We start from the raw sequence: 22813 nt of genomic DNA on the forward strand, positions 1-22813 counted from the left end.
GATGCGTTATATTACAGTTGAAGGACTGAGCTTCCAGTATGATGCGGAGCCCGTTCTGGACAATATTCACTATCATTTGGATTCTGGGGAGTTTGTGACCCTGACTGGGGAAAATGGAGCTGCCAAGTCAACGCTTATTAAGGCTACCCTAGGAATTCTCAAGCCTAAGAAAGGGACTGTGACGATTTCTGATATTAACAAAGATGGTAAAAAGCTTCGTATGGCCTATCTTCCACAGCAGATTGCCAGCTTTAATGCAGGTTTTCCAAGCACGGTATACGAGTTTGTTAAGTCTGGCCGTTATCCTCGTCAGGGCTGGTTCCGTCGTTTGACGAAACACGACTTGGAGCATGTTCAACGTGCCCTAGAGTCTGTTGGTATGTGGGAAAATCGTCACAAGCAGATTGGACATCTCTCAGGTGGCCAAAAGCAGCGTGCTGTTATTGCGCGTATCTTTGCTTCAGATCCTGATATCTTTGTTTTGGATGAACCAACGACAGGGATGGATGCAGGAACAGCCAATACCTTCTATGAACTCATGCACCACTCTGCCCATAAGCATGGCAAGTCTGTCTTGATGATTACCCACGACCCAGAGGAAGTCAAGGAGTACACAGACCGTAATATTCATCTGGTTCGTAACCAGAAATTGCCTTGGCGTTGTTTCAACGTCCATGAAAAGGATGGAGAGGAGCACAAACATGATTAGTGAATTATTAGCCTATGATTTTATGCAACGTGCTATTCTCGCCGTGATTGCTATTAGTATCTTTTCGCCAATTTTGGGGCTCTTCTTAATTCTTCGTCGTCAGAGCTTGATGAGTGATACGTTGAGTCACGTGTCCCTAGCTGGGGTGGCTGTTGGGATTTTCTTGGGACAATCAACCACTTGGATGACCCTTGTGGTTGTGGTTATTGCCGCTTTGGTCTTGGAATATCTCAGGGTCAGTTACAAGCATTATATGGAGATTTCAACGGCTATCCTCATGTCAATGGGATTGGCAGTGGCTCTTATTCTTAGTAACAAGGCGGGTAGCAGTAGCATGAGTCTGGATAGCTATCTTTTTGGTTCTATCATCACCATTAGCTCTGAACAGGTCTATGCCCTCTTTGTTATTGCGGCTATTGTACTGGTCTTGACCTTACTCTTTATTCGTCCTATGTATCTTTTAACCTTTGACGAGGACACCGCTCATGTGGATGGCTTGCCAGTTCGTCTCATGTCTCTCCTCTTCAATATTGTGACAGGGATAGCGATTGCCCTGATGATTCCAGCAGCAGGGTCACTTTTGGTTTCCACCATCATGATTCTTCCAGCAGCTATTGGTATGAAAATAGGTCAAACCTTTAAATCTGTCATTTTCTGGGCTATTGGTATTGGTTTGGTTGGCATGCTCTCTGGTATTTTTATTTCCTATTATTGGGAAACACCAGCTAGTGCCACTATTACCCTTATCTTTATCGCCTTCTTTGGTCTGGTATCAATCTTTGAACCTCTCTTAAAAGCAGAATAGATAATAGAAGAAAAGGGCTTGAGAAATCAAGCTCTTTTTGTGATATACTAAAGTGGTTTTTGAGAAAAGTTAAAATAAGAATGGTAGCTTTCTAGGCAGAAATGATGATTATATTTCTCTGGTATCCACTATCATTTGTAATAGTAACAAAAAAGGAGAAAACATGGAAATCTTTCTAACGAGTATATCGGGAATCCTAGTCATTTTGGGTATGATTTTAGTGGGATTCGTAATGGGTGAAAAAGGCTGGTTTGACGACAAGTCACGTGGTCTTATAGCTAAGCTAGTCACTCAAATTGCCCTTCCTTGTTATATGCTCTATACGATTACACAGCGTTTCACAGCGGCAGACCTACTTAAAATGTTGCCGGAATTGCGTTTTCCTACACTTTCTATGGTGATTTTACTAGGGATTGCGACAGCGGTGGCTAGAATTTTTGCAGTGAAAAAGGAGCGTCGTGGTCTCTTTATTTCCATGTTTTTTAATTCGAATACCATTTTTGTGGGGCTCCCTATCAATCAAGCCCTCTTTGGCGATGCTAGTATTCCCTATGTTCTTATCTATTATATGTGCAATACGACCTTTTTCTGGACCTTGGGGACCTACCTCATCCAACGTGATGGGGAAGGAGACGCTGAGTTTGATTTAAGAACAAGTCTGAAAAAAATCTTCTCACCCCCTCTAATGGGCTTCATGTTAGGCCTTATTATTGTTATCCTTCATATTAAATTACCAAGCTTTTTAGCCAGTGACTTGCAGTATTTAGGTAGTTTGACGACTCCTTTATCTATGATTTTCATCGGTTTGTCAGTATCCAATGCAGGTGTCAAGCAGTTGGTTCTTAAAAAGGACCAGTTACTGATTTTGCTGGGACGCTTTGTGGTTGCTCCTCTCTTGATGGCTACCATCGTATATTGGGCGCCCCTCCCAACCTTGATGAAGCAAGTTTTTATCATCCAGTCGGCTATGCCTGTCATGACCAATGCTCCAGTAGTTGCTAAACTCTATGGAGCTGATAGTGATTACGCAGCTGTTATGGTTACTGAGACTACCCTTGCAACCATGGTTGTCATCCCAATTTTGATGGTTCTGATGGCTTGAAAATAATCAAGTCACCCCTGTTTTCTGGGGGTTTTTAAATTTGTAAAAAAATTCAAAAAAAGTTTACGAAAACGCTTTACAAATCGTAAAAAGATGCTATAATAAATACATAAGTTATGCAAACGTTTGCATCGAAACGTAGGAGGAAATGAAATGAATAAGCTAAAAGAAAAATTTGGCTTTGAGTTCTGGCAAAAATTCGGTAAAGCCCTCATGGTTGTTATCGCAGTTATGCCAGCAGCAGGTCTCATGATTTCTCTCGGTAAAACAGTTGCCATGATTAATCCAAACGTGGCACCACTCGTTATTACTGGTGGATTTCTTGAGCAGATTGGTTGGGGGGTTATTGGTAACCTTCACATCTTGTTCGCCCTTGCCATTGGTGGTAGCTGGGCTAAGGAACGTGCAGGCGGTGCCTTTGCGGCAGGTCTTGCCTTTATCTTGATTAACCGTTTGACTGGTTCAATCTTTGGTGTTACTTCAGATATTCTTGCTGATAAAGCTGCTACAGTCCACACCATTTTTGGTCAATCAATCAAGGTATCTGATTACTTCATCAGTGTTTTGGAAGCTCCAGCCCTCAACATGGGTGTGTTCGTAGGTATCATCTCTGGTTTCATCGGAGCTACTGCCTTCAACAAATACTATAACTTCCGTAAATTGCCAGAAGCTTTGTCATTCTTCAATGGTAAACGCTTCGTACCATTCGTAGTTATTCTTCGTTCAGCTATCGCAGCTATCGTCCTTGCTATCGTATGGCCAGTTATCCAATCAGGAATCAACGGCTTCGGTATGTGGATTGCCAACTCAAAAGAAACTGCTCCAATCTTGGCACCGTTCTTGTTCGGTACTTTGGAACGTCTTCTCTTGCCATTTGGTCTCCACCACATGTTGACTATCCCAATTAACTACACTCAATTGGGTGGTACTTACCACGTATTGACTGGTGCCGCTAAAGGTACTGAAGTAGTGGGTCAAGACCCACTCTGGCTTGCTTGGGTTACTGACCTTGCAAACCTTAAAGGTGCACACCCAGAACAATACAAACACCTTCTTGAATCTGTTACACCAGCCCGCTTTAAAGTTGGTCAAATGATCGGTTCATTCGGTATCTTGATGGGTATCGTAGTAGCCATCTATCGTAACGTCGATGATGATAAAAAACATCAATACAAAGGGATGTTGACTGCAACTGCACTTGCAACATTCTTGACAGGGGTAACAGAGCCAATCGAGTACATGTTCATGTTCGTGGCTACTCCACTTTACATCGTTTATGCTTTGGTACAAGGATGTGCCTTTGCCATGGCTGATATCGTTAACCTTCGTGTTCACTCATTCGGTTCTATCGAGTTCTTGACACGTACACCACTTGCTATTAACGCTGGTTTGGCGATGGATATCGTTAACTTCATTTGGGTAACTGTACTCTTTGGTGTTATCATGTTCTTCATCGCAAACTTCATGATTAAGAAATTTGACTACGCTACACCAGGACGTAACGGTAACTATGAGCAAGGTGAAGATTCTCCATCAGAATCTGCTGGATCAGCAGGTGCTGGAACAAGCTCAGCAAGCTCACAAGTTATCAATATCATCAACCTTCTTGGTGGACGTGCTAACATCGTCGACGTTGACGCATGTATGACTCGTCTCCGTGTTACTGTTAAAGATGCTGATAAAGTCGGAACTGAAGAACAATGGAAAGCTGAAGGAGCTATGGGTCTTGTCATGAAAGGACAAGGGGTTCAAGCTATCTATGGTCCTAAAGCAGACGTATTGAAATCTGATATTCAAGACGTTCTTGATTCAGGTGAAGTTATTCCTGAAACACTTCCAAGTCAAATGACTGCTGTTCAAAAAGCAGAAGCTACCTTCAAAGGTGTGACTGACGAAGTACATTCAGTTGCTGATGGTCAAGTTATCAACATCGAAGATGTTAAAGACCCAGTATTCTCACAAAAAATGATGGGTGACGGTTTCGCTGTAGAACCAGAAAACGGTAAAATCGTTTCACCAGTAGCTGGTAAAGTGACAAGCATCTTCCCAACTAAACACGCTCTTGGTTTGGTAACAGACAATGGTCTTGAAGTTTTGGTTCACATCGGACTTGACACTGTTAGTCTTGAAGGTAAACCATTCGACGTTAAAGTTACTGAAGGTCAAACAGTTGCTGCAGGTGATCTCTTGGTTGAAGCGAACCTTGATGCTATCCGTGAAGCAGGTCGTGAAACATCTACAGTTGTTGTCTTTACAAATGTAGATGCAATCAAATCAGTTAAAGTAGAACATACAGGTAAATTGGCTGCTAACGCTCCAGTTGCAAAAGTAGAACTTTAATTTGCTAAACGATAAACAAGCAGACAGCCCTTGGGCTGTTTTGTTTGTAAATGGCCCTATGTCATTTCTAGATGCAAGTCAGAAGAGGGATAAACTTATGAAATTTCTAACTTTAAATACCCACAGTTGGATGGAAGAAGATGCAGAAGGGAAATTCCAAACCTTAAAGGAACAGATTCTTAAAGCTCAGTATGATATTATTTGCTTCCAAGAAGTTAACCAAGAAATAGAGACTTCTGTTGTAGACACGGATGATTACTATCATGCACTTCCATCAGCAACACCAATCCACCAAGATCACTTTGTCCGTCTTCTTGTGGAAAAGTTGGCTGAAGAAGGTCTTCAATACCATTGGACTTGGGCTTATAATCACATTGGTTATGATCACCTTAATGAAGGGGTTGCCGTCTTGTCACGTCAACCATTGACAGCTAGCGAAATCTTGGTTTCAGATGTTGATGATCCAACTGACTACCATACACGCCGTGTAGCAGTTGCTGAAACCACTGTAGATGGCCGAGAAGTGGCTGTTGCTAGTGTTCACCTTTCATGGTGGGACAAAGGTTTCCAAGAAGAGTGGGTACGTATTGAGGAACGTTTCAAAGCTATTGGAAAACCACTCATCCTAGCAGGTGACTTTAACAACCCAGCAGGTCGCGAAGGTTATCAAGCCATTTTGGCTAGCCCACTCAATCTTCAAGATAGTTTTGAAGTAGCTAAAGAAACAACTGGTAGCTATACAGTTGGACCTGGTATCGATGGCTGGAAGGGCAATGAAGAGCCTTTACGTATCGATTATGTCTTTGCAAGCCAAGAGTGGACAGTAAATCGCCTTAGTGTCATTTTTGATGGAAACAATCAACCTCTAGTAAGTGATCACTATGGCCTTGAAGCAGACCTTGCATTTAGATAGTAACTGTAGCCTATCTTGACCTAATAAGGGTAAAAAGTATTGTCAAAAGATAAATAAAAGAGTAGAATAAAGGGTAGAATTGATTTTTTTAAAGGAGAAACTAATGGCTCATATTACATTTGATTATTCAAAAGTATTAGACAAATTTGTTGCACCACATGAAGTGGAATACATGCAAGCACAAGTTACAGCAGCAGATAATGCTCTACGAAACGGAACAGGTCCCGGAGCAGAAATGACAGGCTGGTTGAATCTGCCTGAAGAATATGATAAAGATGAATTTGCTCGTATTCAAAAGGCGGCTGCTAAAATCCAATCTGATAGTGAAGTGTTAATCGTCATCGGTATTGGAGGATCTTATTTAGGGGCACGTGCAGCGATTGATTTCTTGAATAATTCTTTTGTAAATCTACAAAGCAAGGAAGAACGTAAGGCACCTCAAATCCTCTATGCTGGAAACTCTATCTCATCAAGCTATTTGGCTGATTTGGTAGACTATGTATCAGACAAAGATTTCTCTGTCAACGTTATTTCTAAGTCAGGAACAACTACAGAGCCTGCTATTGCTTTCCGTGTCTTCAAAGAACTCTTGGTTAAGAAGTATGGTCAGGAAGAAGCAAATAAACGGATTTATGCAACTACAGACCGCGCTAAAGGTGCAGTTAAGGTTGAAGCAGATGCTAATGGCTGGGATACTTTTGTAGTGCCTGATAGTGTTGGTGGTCGTTTTACAGTATTGACAGCAGTGGGACTCTTGCCAATCGCAGCTGCAGGGGCTGATATCAGCAAGTTGATGGAAGGAGCAAATGCTGCTCGCAAGGCTTATGCTTCTGATAAGTTGGCTGAAAATGAAGCATATCAATATGCAGTTGTACGCAATATCTTGTACCGTAAAGGTTATCTGACAGAAGTTCTAGCTAACTACGAACCATCATTGCAATACTTCTCAGAATGGTGGAAGCAATTGGCTGGTGAGTCAGAAGGTAAAGACCAAAAAGGTATTTACCCAACTTCAGCGAACTTCTCAACAGACCTGCACTCTTTGGGGCAATTTATTCAAGAAGGAACTCGTATCCTCTTTGAAACAGTTATTCGTGTAGATAAGCCTCGCAAAAATGTGTTGATTCCTGAATTAGCAGAAGACTTGGATGGCCTTGGCTATCTGCAAGGAAAAGATGTTGACTTTGTCAATAAGAAAGCAACAGATGGAGTGCTGTTAGCTCATACAGACGGCGGAGTGCCAAATATGTTTGTGACCCTGCCTGAGCAAGATGAGTTCACTTTGGGCTATACTATTTACTTCTTTGAGTTAGCTATTGCTCTTTCTGGCTACCTGAATGGTATCAATCCATTTGACCAACCAGGTGTGGAAGCATACAAGAAGAATATGTTTGCCTTGCTTGGTAAACCAGGCTTTGAAGAGCTTGGTGCTGAGTTGAATGCACGTCTTTGATTCTCATATGCTTTGAGTTCATTTAGAATATAAAAAGATCCACAAGTTCATTTCTAGTGGATTTTTTAGTACAAGCCTCTTAATTAGTTTATTAATTTTTTGAACAGTGTAAAAAAGAGTGTCTTAATTCTTTTATGAAAGCGCTGTATAATTGCCTTGTAAATAAAATTTGAGAGGTATCAAAATGAATGATTGGTTAGACATTAAAGGCAAAACAGTTCTTGTGACGGGTGCGTCATCTGGGATTGGTAAGGCAATAGTCGAAGAATTGTTGGAATTAGGAGTCAATGTAGCGAATTTTGATCTTAGCGACAACGATTTGCGTCACCCGAATCTATTATTTGTAAAAGTTGATGTAACTTCTCGCTCTGAAGTAGAAGCAGGAGTCGCTAAAATAGTTGAAAGATTTGGCAATATTGATGCGGTAGTCAATAATGCGGGGATTAATGTACCTAGATTATTAATCGATGCAGAAAATCCTAAAGGTCCTTACGAGTTGGACGATGAGACGTTCGAAAAAATAACAATGATTAATCAAAAAGGTTTGTATTTGGTTAGTCAGGCAGTAGGACGTATTTTAGTGAAAAATGGAAAAGGTGTAATTGTGAACATGGCTTCAGAAGCAGGCTTGGAAGGTTCTGAAGGACAAAGTGCCTATGCTGCAACAAAAGCAGCAGTCTATAGTTACACTCGTTCATGGGCGAAAGAGCTTGGTAAGCATGGTGTACGTGTGGTTGGAATTGCTCCAGGAATTATGGAAGCTACGGGACTTCGAACTCTTTCTTATGAGGAAGCTCTTGCTTATACCCGTGGAAAGACGGTAGAAGATATTCGAGCTGGTTATGCTTCAACCTCAACGACTCCATTGGGACGGAGTGGGAAACTACGTGAAGTAGCTGATCTTGTAGCGTTCTATATTTCAGACCGTTCTAGCTATATAACAGGTGTCACTACAAATATTGCCGGAGGTAAAACTCGCGGATAAAACAATGAAGGTGGGGAAGAGAGTTGACCTTAGTAAATCGATGGTATAATATTTTAGACAAAATGGTTTCGCAGCCAACTTATTCCTTGGTAGATATGCGCTCAGAACTGGATATTAGTTTGCAAACCTTGCAAAAGAGTATCCAACAATTAAATGATGTTTTGGCTCCTAATATCCAGATTATCTCACAAGATGATCTGTTAATGTTGGAAGTGTATGACTATACAGAGTTGGAAAGGATTTTATCTGGTAGTTTAAAACAGGAGAGTGACTTCAATTCTTCCAGTAAAAGAATTGCCTATTTGCTAAAACGTTTAATTGAGTCAACCTCCCCTCTTCTTATTGACGACTTGGCTGAGGAAGTAGGTGTTAGTAGAAGTACCCTTAATAAGGATTTAAAACAAGTAAAATCTTTGGCAGAGAGTTACTCTATTACTATTTCAGGAAAGCCCAACCGTGGGCTGGAGGTCTTGGGGAGCGAGCTGAATTTGCGCTTGCTCTATATTCACCAAGTGGCTCCTTACTTTGAAGAAAGGACACTCACTGAGGCAACCTCTTCTTTTCTGGAGACGCTAGTCCAGGACTATAAAATCCCTAAAGAAACACAGGAACTCCTTCGAAAGACCATTTCAATTATGGTGGAACGTATTCATACATCTAAGGTGTTGAATTGTCCTATTCCTTATTATAAGAATGATTTAACAGAGACACCTTTGGCTGAGAAATTAATCTATCATATTGAGATGACTTATAAGATTTCCCTCAGTCAGTTTGAAATAGACTTTTTGTGTTTTCCGTTTAATGTCCGTTTTATTGACACTTTAAGCAAGCCGTCTTATCAATCTGAACAGGTTGCAAACATTTTTCAAGGGATTGTCAAGAAAGTCAAAGAAACAATGTTGGTTCACTTTGATGATGAAGAATTATTTGAAGAAATAAAGTCTCATCTAGGCGCTTTAATCAATCGACTGATTTTCCATGTGCAAGCTAATGATATATTTCATGGCGAGGTTCAAACTCAATATCCTTTTGCTTTTGAAATGGCGAAAATTGCTGGAGAAGAACTATCTGCAATTTTGGGTTCAGAATTGGAATTATCTGAAATCGGATATCTGGCTTTGTATTTTGAAATGATTTTAAGAAAGCAAAATTCTGCTGTTAAGGGTTCTCGCAAGCAGATAGCTGTAGTTTGCACAACAGGAAGAGGAACCGCTGCGATGATTATTCAGCAACTCAGACGAGTCCTTGGAAATGATGTAGACATTACTCAGTATTCTGAAGAGGATTTTAATGTGGAATTGAATCAGGACTATTTCGCGATTTTTACGACAGTTCCTCTAAAATATAAAGATTCTAAATCTCCAGTCATTCAAGTTAATCATCTTTTTGATGATCAATGGCTGCAGGAAGAATGGCAGAAAGCCAATGCTTTTCATCAAAAAAATCTAGAAACAGTTAGCTTACGCTTTCTTCGATTAAGCCCCCAAAAAACCTATCAGCAATACTTGCTAAATATGGTTGCAGAGTTAGGGAAACTTCAGATGATTGATAAAGGTTTTATAGAACGGATAATTGATAGGGAGAAAAAGCAATCAACCATTTTTGGTGGAGGAATTGCCTTCCCCCATACAATTAACCAGGGTTATGCAAAGACTATTTTAATGTTTGGAAAACTAGAAGAGCCTTATCAAAAAGGAGATGAATGGATTGAATTTATCTTTCTAGTCGCCATTCCCTCAGAAATTGAAACAAAAATGGAAAGTGAATTACTGGAATTGTATGATGATATTTTTAGAATTGCAGGAGAGCCTTCTCTGAAAGAGGCATTGAGATCGGTAGAAACAGAGACAGAGTTTCTATCATTTTCTAAGAGCAAAGGAGTATTTTAATGAATTCGCTAATAATTTTCGCCGTATTTGTAATGGCAGCTTATATATTTCAAATGTTCCTCGGCTGGCAGCAACTCAAAGACTTCAATAAGACCTATACGATGCTCCGAAAACTGGGTCGCGTAGCGATTGGCAGGAAGTCCGGAAGAATCAAATCCGGTACGATTGTCATGTTCGCGGTTGATGAAAACGGTCGGGTTCTTAAAGCTAGCAAAATGCAAGGAGTCACAATCTTAGCGCGTTTTCAAAATATGGACGATTATGTTGGAGAAGACATCCATTATTTTGACAAGTATAATCCTCTTGTGAGAAAAGAAAATAAGTTGATGCAATCAGCCATAGAAGATGCTAGAAAAGTCTATCTTTTGCATGAGGCAGGTATTGAGAAAGAGACAAGTTCATCTGATTCTTTTTTGGGATTTGGCTTTTATGCGAATTACTTACAATTATCTATTAAACAGTTATTAAAAAAAAATAAGAAAAGGGGTTCCTTATGAATCACATTACAAAATTTGCAGAGAATTTTATGAAACTCTTCCAATTAGGTGGAGAAACCTTTATTAGCTGGATGACAAATATTGTACCGCTTGTCCTAATGCTATTGATTGCAATGAATACCCTTATCGCTTTCTTGGGAGAAGAGAAGGTCAATTCCCTGGCTAAGATTTCTGCCAAAAATCCTGTTAGCCGGTATATGATTTTACCTTTCATTTCAGCCTTTATGCTGGGGAACCCGATGTCAATCAGTATGGGACGTTTTTTACCAGAATATTATAAACCTAGTTTTGTAGCAGCTCAGATGCAGTTCTGCCACACTTCAAATGGTGTATTTCCGCATATCAATCCTGGGGAATTGTTTGTATGGATGGGAATCGCGACAGGGATTCAAACTTTAGGCTTGAGTCAAATGGACTTAGCCATTCGTTACATGCTTGTTGGGATTGTCATGAACTTTGTAGGTGGCTGGGTAACAGATTTTACAACTGCTTATGTTGCGAAACAGCAAGGGGTTACCTTGAGTAAAACATTTGATTGATAGAAAGAGTGAATTTATGTCATATAAGAGTATAAAAGTTGTTAAAGGAAATGGCGGTTTCGGAGGACCTTTGGTCATTACTCCTAGTGAGGCAAAGCATAAATTTATCTATATCACTGGCGGCGGAGAAAAGCCAGATATTGTGGATAAAATTGCTGATTTGACAGGTATGGAAGCTGTTAATGGATTTAAAACATCTATTCCTGATGAGGAAATTGCTTTGGCAATTGTAGATTGTGGCGGAACTCTTCGCTGTGGAATCTATCCTAAGAAGGGGATTCCGACGATCAATATTGTCGCTACAGGTAAAAGCGGACCTCTAGCTCAGTATATTACAGAGGAAATCTATGTATCAGCAGTTGGTCTTGATCAAATTTCCGCTGCTAATGAAGATGAAAAAGCGACAACGGTGGTTACTGAAAAACCAACTTACGATACTAGTAAAAAAATCACAGAACAAAAAGCAGAAACAAGTATTGTAGCAAGAATTGGGATGGGGGCTGGTAAGGTTGTTGCGACTTTCAACCAGGCTGCTCGTGAAGCCATCCAAACAATGCTCAATACTATTATTCCTTTCATGGCCTTTGTTTCTTTACTAATTGGGGTTATTCAGGGTTCTGGTGTTGGAAATTGGCTGGCAAAACTAATGGTTCCTCTAGCTGGGAACATTTGGGGACTCATTTTGATTGGCTTTATCTGTTCCTTGCCATTCTTATCTCCTTTGTTGGGCCCTGGAGCTGTTATCAGTCAGATTATCGGAACCTTAATTGGAGTCGAAATCGGAAAAGGAAATATTCCGCCTCAAATGGCTCTGCCAGCTATATTTGCTATCAACACTCAAAATGGCTGTGATTTCATTCCTGTAGCACTTGGGCTATCTGAGGCGAAAGCTGAAACTGTTGAGGTTGGTGTCCCTTCTGTTCTCTATTCACGTTTTCTCAATGGTGTTCCTCGGGTCTTAGTAGCTTGGGTCGCTAGTATTGGTCTTTATCAGTAGAGCATGGTTAGGTTGTGCACACATATAAAAAATAGTATCTTAAACTTATCTATTAGGAACATGAAAGATTAGAGAAAGGATGGATCGGAATTAGATGAAGAAAATTTTTGAAGCTAAAGTAATTCAAGTGGGACCTGAAGCTCAGAATATGATTCAAGACGCTAATATGCTCATTTTATTTGGAGAAGAAGCTCCGGAAGACTTAGCAGAGTATTGTTTTAAGATTGATAACAAAAATCTGCTAGGTTCAATACTAGAAGGCGGCAAGCTGGTGGTAGATAATCAGGAATATTCGATTACTGCCGTGGGAAATGTAGTAGAAAAAAATTTAACTGGACTGGGCCATATCACTATTTCTTTTGATGGTTCAAAAGAGGGCAGTCTGCCGGGCACTCTCCATGTTGCAGCAGACCAAGCAGTAGTAATTGAGAAAGGTTCTACCATTCAGATTTTCTAAGTAGCTCAAGTAGGATAGAAAATCAAATCCTGTAAACTATCAAAGCAGCAGCCTAAAACTAAACGCAGCCTCCCTTAGGGGAGGTTCGGATTGAAGACAAAGTCCTTAGAAGACACTTTTCTAAGGGCTTTTCTTTTTGTAAAGTTGTATAATAGAGGTAAGAAAAGTTGTGAGGTGCTAGCTATGTTTCACAAAGAAAAACCTGATTATCATCGCTGCCAATATGGCTTCTATACGATAGACGAATTGGTCCCAGAAGATCACTTTCTTCGCCAATTGGAATCAGAGGTTGATTTCGACTTTATGATACTGTCAATAATTTTGTGTAAACACTCAAGTAGAGTTATAGAGTGCTAATCAAATAAGCTTTCAAGTGTGTCAGAACATTGTCCAAACCCTTTATGGATTCGTTGACTTTGCTTGAAATTATAATCTTCAAACAAAGTAACTAAGTAACGTTCCAGAGCCTCCTCGTTAGGAAAAAGAACCTTCTTTTTCGTTTGACGTTTGATTTCTTTGTTAAGAGACTCAATGAGGTTTGTCGAATAAATGCTGTGCCAAATTTGATAGGGAAACTGAAAAAAAGTTAAAAGATTATCCGTTTTCTCCAGGCTTTCCGTGACTTTCCTATACTTTGGTTTCCATTCGGCGATAAAGTCCTCTAAAGCTTGTACTGCCATTTCTAAATTTTCAGCACGATAAATCATTTTAAATTACCCCAGAATAACCGCTCGATCAGATCGTTTCACCCTACTAGCCAGATTTCGACTAATATGAATCAAGCAACGTTGTTGTTTAGCTAATGGGTAAGCCTGACTGATAATCTGCTCAAGCCCTTAGAATCACAAAAACAACTAGATAGCTTACGAGTACGTAAAACAGATAAGATTGACGCTGAAAAACTAGCTACGTCTCAGTTCATCCTCAATCGTAAACCAAGCTATGTCCAAGAAGTGCTTTATCAAGAATTACGCGACCTCAGCCATTTCTATCAGAATCTTACTGGGGATATTTTCTGCGCTAAAAATCGTCTGCACAAGGTTCTACAGGTCTCTTTTCCTGAATTGTAAAACATCTTATCTTCACCAACTGTGGGAACAATATTGGAACTTGGTCATGACTTTTCCATGTAATAGTTTTGTACTGGAGTTAGATGACGCCGAATTAACAGCTATCATCCGTCAGTCTACGGCAAAACGCATCTCTGAAAAACGTGTGACTTACTTAGTAGATAAGCTTACAAAACTAGCTAATCAGTCTTATTGTGAGGTCAAGAAAACCTCTCCAATGATGGAAGAGATCAAATACTATGCAGGGGAGTTACTTAGGCTTTCTGAATATAGACAAGGCGTTTTAGAGGAGATGGTAACTTTGGCTCAACCTTTGCCAGAATACGAGATTCTTCTCTCTATTCCTGGAATCACTGAAACCACAGCGACAAGTATTATTGGCGAACTTGGTGACATTCGTCAATTTCATTCTGCCAATCAAATCAATGCTTTGATCAGCATTGACCTCAGCCACTATGAATCTGGGGACTTTCTAGCAAAGGAACATATCACCAAACGTGGGAATCCCTATGCCATAAAGGTTCTCTTTAAGTGCATTCATAACATAGCTTCAGCTGGCTACACCAATCCTTGTCATATAGCAGACTTCTATGAGAAACGGAAAAGACAATCGCAAGTGACTTCAACCAAACCACACACGATTGCCTCTACACATCGTCTCATTAGAACAATGTATTACCTCATAACACATAACAAGCTTTACGATTATACTTCTACCCAAAATCGGTAAAATTGTTTATGCCATATGATTGTAACACCTTATCAAAAAACCACTAGGTAAGGTGTTGTTTTTGCGTGCACTTTTTACACTAAACTTTAGTTCAAAAATAGACAAACTCCTTAGTTTGACTATGTAATTCAATCTATTTTTTTATCAAATGCCTTGATATGCTTGACAAATGGTAGAAAAGGACTCAGTCCTGTGCAATACAGAACTAAATCCTTTGGATAAATTAATTGTCTAACTTTTTGGGGTCAGTACAATTTTTATGGGACTTTTTGTGTATACTCAAAAAGCTCTATAATCTCTACAGTGGTTTTACAAATCACAGAAATAAAAAAATCTGAATTATTAGCGAAATTTTGTTCTTTAAAGGAAAATAGAGTTTAATTGGAAGTGGTATAACAAATTTCGTTTTTATTCATTTAAATAGTTGTTAAGAAAAATTGATTTAGATTATCTGATAATAAGTTTTTACTTGACAAATTGAAGATAGTCATCTTTTATGACTATACCAATTTAATTGTTGACAACTAATAAAACTAGGTATATAATGACTTTGTTCGGTTCAATAATAGGATATTGAACTATACCAATTTGTAGGAAAGGGATAGTAATTTAAAAGTTGCTACAGGTAATAATTAATGTGTGGAATTGTTGGAGTTGTTGGAAATAGTAATGCAGTGGATATCTTAATACAGGGTCTCGAAAAGTTAGAGTATCGCGGTTATGACTCAGCAGGTATTTATGTGACTGATGCCCCAGATAAAGGTTGTCTAGTTAAATCAGTTGGTCGTATTGCAGATCTTCGTGCTAAAATTAGCTCCGATGTTAAGGGATCAACTGGTATTGGTCACACGCGTTGGGCAACACATGGTCAAGCAACTGAGGATAATGCTCACCCACATACTTCGGAAACAGGGCGCTTCGTTTTAGTTCATAACGGAGTTATTGAAAACTATCTCCAAATTAAAGAAGAATACTTGCAAGGACACAAATTTAAAGGTCAGACAGATACTGAGATTGCAGTTCACTTGATTGGTAAATTCGTTGACGAAGATGGATTATCAGTTCTTGAAGCCTTAAAAAAATCTCTTCATATTATCCAAGGGTCATATGCGTTTGCTCTTGTTGACTCTCAAGCACCAGATACGATTTATGTTGCCAAAAACAAATCTCCACTTTTGATTGGTGTTGGTGAAGGTTACAACATGGTTTGTTCAGATGCCATGGCTATGATTCGTGAAACTAGTCAATTTATGGAAATTCACGATAAAGAGTTGGTTGTTCTGACCAAAGATGCTATCACAGTTACCGATTATGAAGGAAATGCTATTGAACGCGGTACTTATACAGCTGAACTTGATCTTTCTGATATTGGTAAAGGAACTTATCCTTACTATATGTTGAAAGAAATTGATGAGCAACCTACTGTAATGCGTAAATTGATTTCTACCTATGCAGATGATGAAGGAAATATCACTGTTGATCCAGCTATTGTCAAGTCAGTACAAGAAGCAGATCGTATTTACATCTTAGCAGCTGGGACTTCATATAATGCTGGTTTTGCGTCAAAAGCTATGTTTGAAAAATTGACAGATACACCAGTTGAAATAGGTGTTGCATCTGAGTGGGGTTACAACATTCCACTTTTGAGCAAAAAACCAATGTTTGTTTTGCTTAGTCAATCAGGTGAAACAGCAGATAGCCGTCAAGTTTTGGTGAAAGCTAACGAAATGGGAATCCCTAGTTTGACTGTTACCAATGTACCTGGTTCTACGCTTTCTCGTGAAGCAACATATACGATGCTTTTACATGCAGGGCCTGAAATTGCTGTAGCTTCTACAAAAGCTTATACTGCTCAGATTGCGGCTCTAGCTTTCCTTGCGAAAGCTGTTGGTGAAGCAAATGGCAAGAAAGAAGCACTTGAGTTTGATTTAGTGCATGAGTTATCAATTGTTGCTCAGTCAATTGAAGCGACTCTCTCTGAAAAAGATATGATTTCTGAGAAAGTTGAGAACTTGTTGGCTACAACTCGTAATGCTTTCTACATTGGTCGAGGAAATGATTATTATGTAGCTATGGAAGCATCATTGAAGTTGAAAGAAATCTCTTATATTCAATGTGAAGGCTTTGCTGCGGGTGAGTTGAAACACGGTACAATTTCATTGATTGAAGATGGTACTCCAGTTTTAGGATTAATTTCTGCAAGTGAAGTTGTGGCTGCTCATACTCGTGGTAATATTCAGGAAGTTGCTGCTCGTGGAGCTAATGTTTTAACAGTCGTTGAGGAAAAATTAGCTAAAGCTGATGATGATATTATTGTCAATCAAGTACATCCATTCTTATCACCGATCTCAATGGTTATTCCAACTCAGTTGATTGCTTACTATGCTTCTCTACAACGGGGTCTTGACGTGGATAAACCACGAAACCTTGCAAAAGCAGTAACAGTTGAGTAAGTTAGTTTCCGCATTCTAAATTTTATTAGCTCTTTTTTATCATTTATCAAGTCTATCAAAGCTTTAAGTTAAAAATGAGATAAGACAGTACTATTCTGAGTTTATTGTCTTAGTTTTAACAATTTTTGAGCCATAAAAAGGCATGCTAAAAAATACCTTTCCTGGTATTTTTGATCAAGGTTTCTTGCCAGTTTGTCAAGTGACGTATAGCGCTATACTACAATTTTACAAGACCCCACTACTTTAACCTAACGAAAAAGTAGTGAGTACTCTCTGGTTGGAGATTTTCTCACTACTCATCTTAGTATGTTTGTCAACTGTAGTGGGTGGCGAAAAGCTAACATCTAGAGAGGACCAGATAGGTCTTCTCTTTTTTTATGTTTAGAGTGATGAAGATACGTTTCTTAAAGTTGATGAAGTTTCTAAAACCGAAGCCCAACCGTTTGATGTCTTTAATCAACTTGTTAGTAGCTTCCAGTTTTGCGTTTGAATAGTCTGTTTCTAGTGCATTTTGGATGTATTGCTTGTGTCTAAGAAAAGTCCTAAAGACCGTTTGAAAATAGTGATTGACCTTGCTTCTATTTTCCTCTATCAGCTCAAAGAACTCATCTACTCTCTTCTCCTGAAAGTGAAAAAGCAAAAGCTGATAAAGAGTATAGTAGTCGGTGAGCTCTTCTGAAAAGACCAATGTCTTCTCAATGACTTCATGTGGGCTTAAGGTTTGACAAAATGTCTTCGAGTGAAATGAGTTACAAGATAGCTTACGACTGTCCTTTTGAAAAAGTCGCCAGTGATTTTTCAAGGCTCGATAAGGTAGTGACTTCTTATCGAACTGGTTCATAATCGCAATTCTTGTCTTTAAAAAGGCACGTCCAAGGTACTGGATAATGTGAAATCGATCAAGAACAATTTTGGCGTTAGGGAAAAGTCTTCGAGCTAGTGGCATATAAGTTCCTGACATATCTATCGTGATAAACTGTACCTTTTGGCGAGCTTTCAACGGATACTTCAAAAAGTAGTTTCGAATAGTGGTTTGACGGCGATTATCGAGGATAGTTATGAGTTTGTTGGTCTCATAGTCTTGCGCCACAAAAGCGAGTTCACCTTTCTTGAACCCAAGCTCATCCCAGGACATAACAGCTGGGAGTTTGTCATAATGCTCCTTGAAAGTAAACTGGTCAAGTTTACGATAGACAGTGGATGTCGATACACGAAGTCTTCTGGCAATATCCGTTAATGATAGCTTTTCAGTTAGAAGTTGAGCAACCTTTTGTCGGACAAGGTTTGAGATTTGGTGATTTTTCTCAACGATTGATGTCTCAGCGACCGTGACTCGCCTACAACTTTTACACTGGAAGCGACGTTTCTTCAGACGTAGTAGTGTCGGAGTTCCAGCTTGCTCTAGAAGAGGGATTTTAGAAGGTCTTTGAAAGTCATATTTAATCATCTTTCCTTGGCAATGTGGGCATGGTGGTGCAGGGTAATCCAGTTTTGCATGAATTTCGATATGAGTATCAGTTTCAAAAACAAGAGAAATAATGATGTTAGGGTCTTTAATTCCGATTAATTCTGTGGTATTCTTAATAGGTCTCATAAGTTCTTCCTAATGGTAGTTTCGTCGCTTTTCATTATAGTTCTTATGGGACTTTTTGTGTATACTCAAAAAGCTCTATAATCTCTATAGTGGTTTTACCCACTACAGAAATTATAGAGCCGTAATCAGATAAGATCAGCTTTGGCTGGTCTTTTTTTAACCATTTGTAGGCTAAAACTCTCCATTAATGATTTCTTGTAGCTTAATTTACGAACTTTTATTCTAAACGTTTCGGACGGGCTAGTTGGGTTTTGTGGCTCTTTAATTTAGGGATGATTGTTGCTATAATTAGTTCAAGCATAGGAGGATGAATCATGATTGGACCTGTGGAAATGGGTGCTTTGTTGAAAAAAATTCGTTTATCAAAGAATTTGACATTGAAAGAACTTGCTAGTGATTATTTATCAGTATCTTTCTTATCAAAATTTGAACGTGGAGAATCTGATATCTCATTATCTAGATTTTTTCTTTTGTTAGATAAATTGGATGTCAGTATTGAAGAGTTCTATGGTATTTTATCTCAAGATAATCCGACTCATACTGAAAAGTTATTAGAAAGTGCTAGTAAGGCTTATTATCAAAACGATAGTTTATCGTTACAGAAGTACGCTGGAGAAGAGCGTCGTAAATTTGAGCTCACACAAGACAAATCATTTCTCTATAACAGTATTATGCTAGAATCTTTTTTGGCAAGTGTTTCAAATAAAGAGGTTGATGAAAATAAGGTAAGGGAATTAACAGACTATCTTTTTAGCATTGAACAATGGGGAAAAAGAGAGTTAATCATATTAGGAAATAGTATGTCGTTTATTTCCACCCAGACACTTAATGTTTTGACCAAGGAGATTGTGTATAGAACTAGACTTTTTGGAAATAGCGACTCAAATCAAAGAATCCGAATTAGTCTTCTTATTAATGCAGCTTATGAATTTTTACGACGTGATGAACTAGATTCAGCGAAATACTATTTAGATTTAGTCAATGATAGTGGAATTCCTGAGGTCCTCTTATATGAAAGACATGAGTTGATATTTGTAATGGGGTCTTACTTGATAAAGTCGGGTGAAGTTGCTGAAGGGAGAAATCTAATTGAGGGGTGTTTAGAAACTCTTAGGACTTTAGGTGCGGAAAAGTTATTGCTTGCTAAGGAATCAGAGTATCAAGAGTTGTTAAATTCCACTATATGACAATTTTATAGAGTGAGTTAAAAAATAGAATAAACTAAGACCATAGTACGACATCACTATGGTTTTTAATTTTCAATGGATATATGGTATTCCAATGTCTTCAATTTATCCAACTGATTATATACCAAGGTGATTTAGATTGTGAGGAAATCTATGAGAACCTATATTCTTAAATACAAGTATGACAATTTAGTTCATATCCTACTGTTAGCACTGAATGCTGCTATTTTCGTGAGTGCCTCGGTAACCTTAGCTTTAATGACGAATCAGCTGGTATCTAAGCGAATCCAATCTTTTTTAGCTCTCTTAGGTCTAGAGGTAGGTCTTTACATTATTTATTTAGTTTTGAATTATATTATTGCGGTACATCAAACAAAATTAATCCAAAAAATGACTTTGTCTATTCGTCAGTCTTATCTTAGTAAAATTATTCACCATTCTTTTAGTGAATTTAGAAAGAGTGATATTGGAGAGCATCTCTCAGTATTAAATAATGATATCCAATTGATTGAATCAAATGGCTTTTCAAGTATTTATACTCTTTGTTCAACAGTATTCACCACTTTGTTTTCAATTATCGCCTTATTAAGTTATGATGTAAGGATTGTTCTGCTAGCCATTTTTTTAACTTTGTGTCTGACTTATCTTCCCAAACCATTTACCAATAAAATGCAGAAATCAATGGAGATATTTTCCAAAGCGAATGAGGAGCTTGTTTCTGGAATAAGCGATCAGTTATATGGATATGCGGATGTTTATTACGCTAGTCGTAAACAGATATTTCTTAGACAAGTGAGGTCCATTGTTGAGAAATATATTGTACAAAAAATTATTTTTACAAAAAGAAAGACTAGCACTGAGACGCTGATGGCTTTATTTTCAGTTGCCGCTCAGATGTTGATACTTCTTCTAACTGGCTTGTTAATTATTTTTGGGAATATTGCCGTAGGTACCATTGCTTCTGTGGGTCAGATATCAGGTAATATTTTTAACTCTCTATCCACCATTAATCAGCTGCAAGTGACAATTAAGTCTGTCGATCCTATCTTAAAAAAATTTCACGATTTTCCAGAGGGTCCAAAGACTTGCATAGCGACTATTCAGGATGTTCGCTTTGAGAATGTAAGTTATCATTTTGGAGATAAGGCTATTTTTGAGGGATTCACCCAAACCTTTAAAAAAGGAGGCAAGTATGCTATTACTGGATGCTCAGGTAGTGGGAAGTCAACCCTGCTTAATATATTCCTAGGTAATCTTAAAGATTACGAGGGAAAAATCTTGTTTGGAAAATTGGAGTCAAAAGAGATTGATGAGAACTCAATCGTGTCTGAATGTGCCTATGTTGGGAGTCAAACTCATATCTATAATGATACCTTGAGGAACAATCTAACCCTTTGGAATGAAGCTATTACTGATACACAAATCAAGAAAGTTCTTGAAAGAGTTAATCTTTTATCTTTCTTAAACCGTATAGATGAGCAAGTAAGCGACGGTAGCTTTTCGGAGGGCCAAAAACAAAGAATAGGCCTGATAAGAGCATTTTTAAAAGGATGTTCTGTTGTGATTTTTGATGAAGCTACTGCAAATCTTGACCACAATAATGCTACTCGTATTGAGCACCTATTATTAAGTGATCCTAATATCACTTATATCACGGTTACCCACCATCTTATAAAGGAAAATGAACCATATTTTGATAAGATTATTCGTTTGGGAGAGGGGACTGAGTAAATGTTTCATATGATAAATGCTTAGGATTTATTTCAATTTTACTAACGGCAGTCAAAGTGCTATAATGTAAGGGATTGTGAATTTAGCAAGCTTTGCTATTTTCAAAAAAGAAAAAACAAATCAGAGATACAAATCTCTTAGAAGAGGTGAATCCCATGGGACGTAAATGGGCTAATATCGTTGCTAAGAAAACTGCTAAAGATGGTGCAAACTCTAAGGTTTACGCTAAGTTTGGTGTTGAGATCTATGTAGCTGCTAAACAAGGTGAACCAGATCCAGAATCAAACTCAGCTTTGAAATTTGTTTTGGAGCGTGCTAAACAAGCGCAAGTGCCAAAACACGTTATTGATAAGGCCATTGATAAGGCTAAAGGTAACACTGATGAAACTTTCGTTGAAGGACGTTATGAAGGTTTTGGACCAAATGGTTCTATGATTATCGTAGATACTTTGACTTCAAACGTTAACCGTACAGCTGCTAACGTACGTACTGCCTTTGGTAAAAATGGTGGTAACATGGGTGCTTCAGGTTCTGTTTCATACATGTTTGATAAAAAAGGTGTTATCGTTTTTGCAGGTGAAGATGCAGACGCAATCTTTGAACAATTGCTTGAAGCAGATGTAGAAGTTGAAGATGTAGAAGCAGAAGATGGTACTATCACTGTTTATACTGAGCCAACAGATCTTCACAAAGCTTTGGAAGCTCTCCGTGCTAACGGACAAGAAGAGTTCCAAGTGACTGAACTTGAAATGATTCCACAAACTGAGGTTACTCTTGAAGGTGAAGACCTTGAAGTTTTCGAAGGACTTATTGATGCTCTTGAAGCAGACGATGATGTTCAAAAGGTATATCACAACGTAGCAGATATGTAGTCTCATTCAGCACTTTCCGTTATAAGGAAAGTGTTTTTATGTGGTCTGTCTAAGGATTTGTCTTGCTTGTCCTGACTTAATCTGATATAGTAGTAGCCAAGTGAATTATTGGAGGAATACGAAATATGAATATGATGCTAGTTTTGGCCATTTATGTGGTCGCAATTGTTGCTTATGTGGCTTTCAGCCGTCGTCGCCAAGCAAAGGCACAGGAAGATCGTTTTGCAGGTCTTGCTAAGGGTGCTGAGGTTGAAACAATCGGTGGTTTGATTGCTATTGTCGATGAGATTGACAAAGAAAATAACCGTATTGTTTTGGATGCAGAAGGTGTTTTCTTGACCTTTGATTTGAGTCGTTCAATCATGAAAGTAATCACACCAGCACCAACTACAGAAACAGCAGAAACAACTAAAAAGACAATTATCGAAGAAGATTCAGCAATTGAGTCTGCTGATGAAAACTAAGATGTGTATTTGAGACTAGGTTAAAT

General features: G+C 38.6%; 17 protein-coding genes and 3 pseudogenes. 18 read left to right on the forward strand and 2 right to left on the reverse strand.

The window, feature by feature from the left end; translation table 11 throughout:
* The first annotated feature begins 1 nt into the window (after position 1).
* The 12 genes from H7T98_RS05675 (at position 2) to H7T98_RS05730 (ending at position 12686) form a co-directional block, all read left to right on the forward strand.
* The gene (locus tag H7T98_RS05675) at positions 2–709 is read left to right on the forward strand and encodes a metal ABC transporter ATP-binding protein (RefSeq protein WP_037600153.1); all 708 of its coding nucleotides are present in this window, start codon (positions 2–4) and stop codon (positions 707–709) included.
* Positions 702–1514, forward strand: coding sequence for a metal ABC transporter permease (locus H7T98_RS05680; protein WP_037598920.1), 813 nt, complete (start codon positions 702–704; stop codon positions 1512–1514). The genes H7T98_RS05675 and H7T98_RS05680 overlap by 8 nt, the downstream gene beginning before the upstream one ends.
* A 163-nt stretch (positions 1515–1677) precedes the next feature.
* Positions 1678–2616 (forward strand): AEC family transporter, encoded by a 939-nt coding sequence (locus tag H7T98_RS05685; protein WP_201061456.1) that lies wholly within the window; start codon positions 1678–1680, stop codon positions 2614–2616.
* A gap of 153 nt (positions 2617–2769) precedes the next feature.
* A complete protein-coding gene (locus H7T98_RS05690; protein ID WP_201061458.1) occupies positions 2770–4956 on the forward strand; it encodes a PTS transporter subunit IIBC in 2187 nt (728 codons plus the stop codon).
* A gap of 97 nt (positions 4957–5053) precedes the next feature.
* The gene (locus H7T98_RS05695) at positions 5054–5869 is read left to right on the forward strand and encodes an endonuclease/exonuclease/phosphatase family protein (protein ID WP_037600399.1); all 816 of its coding nucleotides are present in this window, start codon (positions 5054–5056) and stop codon (positions 5867–5869) included.
* A gap of 103 nt (positions 5870–5972) precedes the next feature.
* Positions 5973–7322: a glucose-6-phosphate isomerase gene (locus tag H7T98_RS05700; RefSeq protein WP_022496539.1), complete on the forward strand. Its 1350-nt coding sequence runs from the start codon at positions 5973–5975 to the stop codon at positions 7320–7322.
* A 184-nt stretch (positions 7323–7506) separates the two neighbouring features.
* Complete coding sequence (locus H7T98_RS05705) at positions 7507–8307, forward strand: SDR family oxidoreductase (protein WP_022496540.1); 801 nt, start codon at positions 7507–7509, stop codon at positions 8305–8307.
* Positions 8308–8369: 62 nt separating this feature from the next.
* Complete coding sequence (locus H7T98_RS05710) at positions 8370–10196, forward strand: BglG family transcription antiterminator (RefSeq protein WP_079119902.1); 1827 nt, start codon at positions 8370–8372, stop codon at positions 10194–10196.
* On the forward strand, positions 10196–10693 hold the full coding sequence (locus tag H7T98_RS05715; RefSeq protein WP_022496542.1) for a transcriptional regulator GutM: 498 nt from the start codon (positions 10196–10198) through the stop codon (positions 10691–10693). Before H7T98_RS05710 ends, H7T98_RS05715 begins: the two co-directional genes overlap by 1 nt.
* Positions 10690–11232, forward strand: coding sequence for a PTS glucitol/sorbitol transporter subunit IIC (locus H7T98_RS05720; protein ID WP_022496543.1), 543 nt, complete (start codon positions 10690–10692; stop codon positions 11230–11232). Before H7T98_RS05715 ends, H7T98_RS05720 begins: the two co-directional genes overlap by 4 nt.
* A gap of 16 nt (positions 11233–11248) precedes the next feature.
* Positions 11249–12229, forward strand: coding sequence for a PTS glucitol/sorbitol transporter subunit IIB (locus H7T98_RS05725; RefSeq protein ID WP_022496544.1), 981 nt, complete (start codon positions 11249–11251; stop codon positions 12227–12229).
* Between the two features lie 94 nt (positions 12230–12323).
* On the forward strand, positions 12324–12686 hold the full coding sequence (locus tag H7T98_RS05730) for a PTS glucitol/sorbitol transporter subunit IIA (protein ID WP_195520192.1): 363 nt from the start codon (positions 12324–12326) through the stop codon (positions 12684–12686).
* Between the two features lie 353 nt (positions 12687–13039).
* Here H7T98_RS05730 and H7T98_RS05735 read toward each other — a convergent pair.
* Positions 13040–13522, reverse strand: a pseudogene (locus tag H7T98_RS05735) (transposase); the annotation flags it as partial.
* On the opposite strand from H7T98_RS05735, the pseudogene H7T98_RS05745 reads away from it, so the two are divergent.
* Together H7T98_RS05745 and glmS are read left to right on the forward strand one after the other, a co-directional pair.
* Positions 13514–14486: pseudogene (locus tag H7T98_RS05745) on the forward strand (transposase); the annotation flags it as partial. The pseudogenes H7T98_RS05735 and H7T98_RS05745 overlap by 9 nt on opposite strands.
* Positions 14487–15121: 635 nt before the next feature.
* Entirely contained in the window at positions 15122–16939 is a 1818-nt protein-coding gene (glmS, locus tag H7T98_RS05750) for a glutamine--fructose-6-phosphate transaminase (isomerizing) (RefSeq protein ID WP_022496548.1), read from the forward strand.
* Positions 16940–17283: 344 nt separating this feature from the next.
* On the opposite strand, the pseudogene H7T98_RS05755 reads toward glmS, so the two are convergent.
* Positions 17284–18533: pseudogene (locus tag H7T98_RS05755) on the reverse strand (ISL3 family transposase).
* A gap of 314 nt (positions 18534–18847) precedes the next feature.
* Here H7T98_RS05755 and H7T98_RS05760 point away from each other — a divergent pair.
* From H7T98_RS05760 to H7T98_RS05775, 4 genes are all read left to right on the forward strand, one after another.
* Complete coding sequence (locus H7T98_RS05760; RefSeq protein ID WP_037600167.1) at positions 18848–19720, forward strand: helix-turn-helix domain-containing protein; 873 nt, start codon at positions 18848–18850, stop codon at positions 19718–19720.
* Positions 19721–19873: 153 nt separating this feature from the next.
* On the forward strand, positions 19874–21451 hold the full coding sequence (locus H7T98_RS05765; RefSeq protein ID WP_201061460.1) for an ATP-binding cassette domain-containing protein: 1578 nt from the start codon (positions 19874–19876) through the stop codon (positions 21449–21451).
* A 155-nt stretch (positions 21452–21606) separates the two neighbouring features.
* A complete protein-coding gene (locus H7T98_RS05770; RefSeq protein ID WP_002883635.1) occupies positions 21607–22323 on the forward strand; it encodes a YebC/PmpR family DNA-binding transcriptional regulator in 717 nt (238 codons plus the stop codon).
* Between the two features lie 125 nt (positions 22324–22448).
* The gene (locus H7T98_RS05775) at positions 22449–22787 is read left to right on the forward strand and encodes a preprotein translocase subunit YajC (RefSeq protein WP_002883701.1); all 339 of its coding nucleotides are present in this window, start codon (positions 22449–22451) and stop codon (positions 22785–22787) included.
* Positions 22788–22813 lie beyond the last annotated feature (26 nt).

The sequence above is a fragment of the Streptococcus sp. 23.2 genome, from assembly GCF_016648665.1.
Taxonomy (GTDB): domain Bacteria; phylum Bacillota; class Bacilli; order Lactobacillales; family Streptococcaceae; genus Streptococcus; species Streptococcus salivarius_E.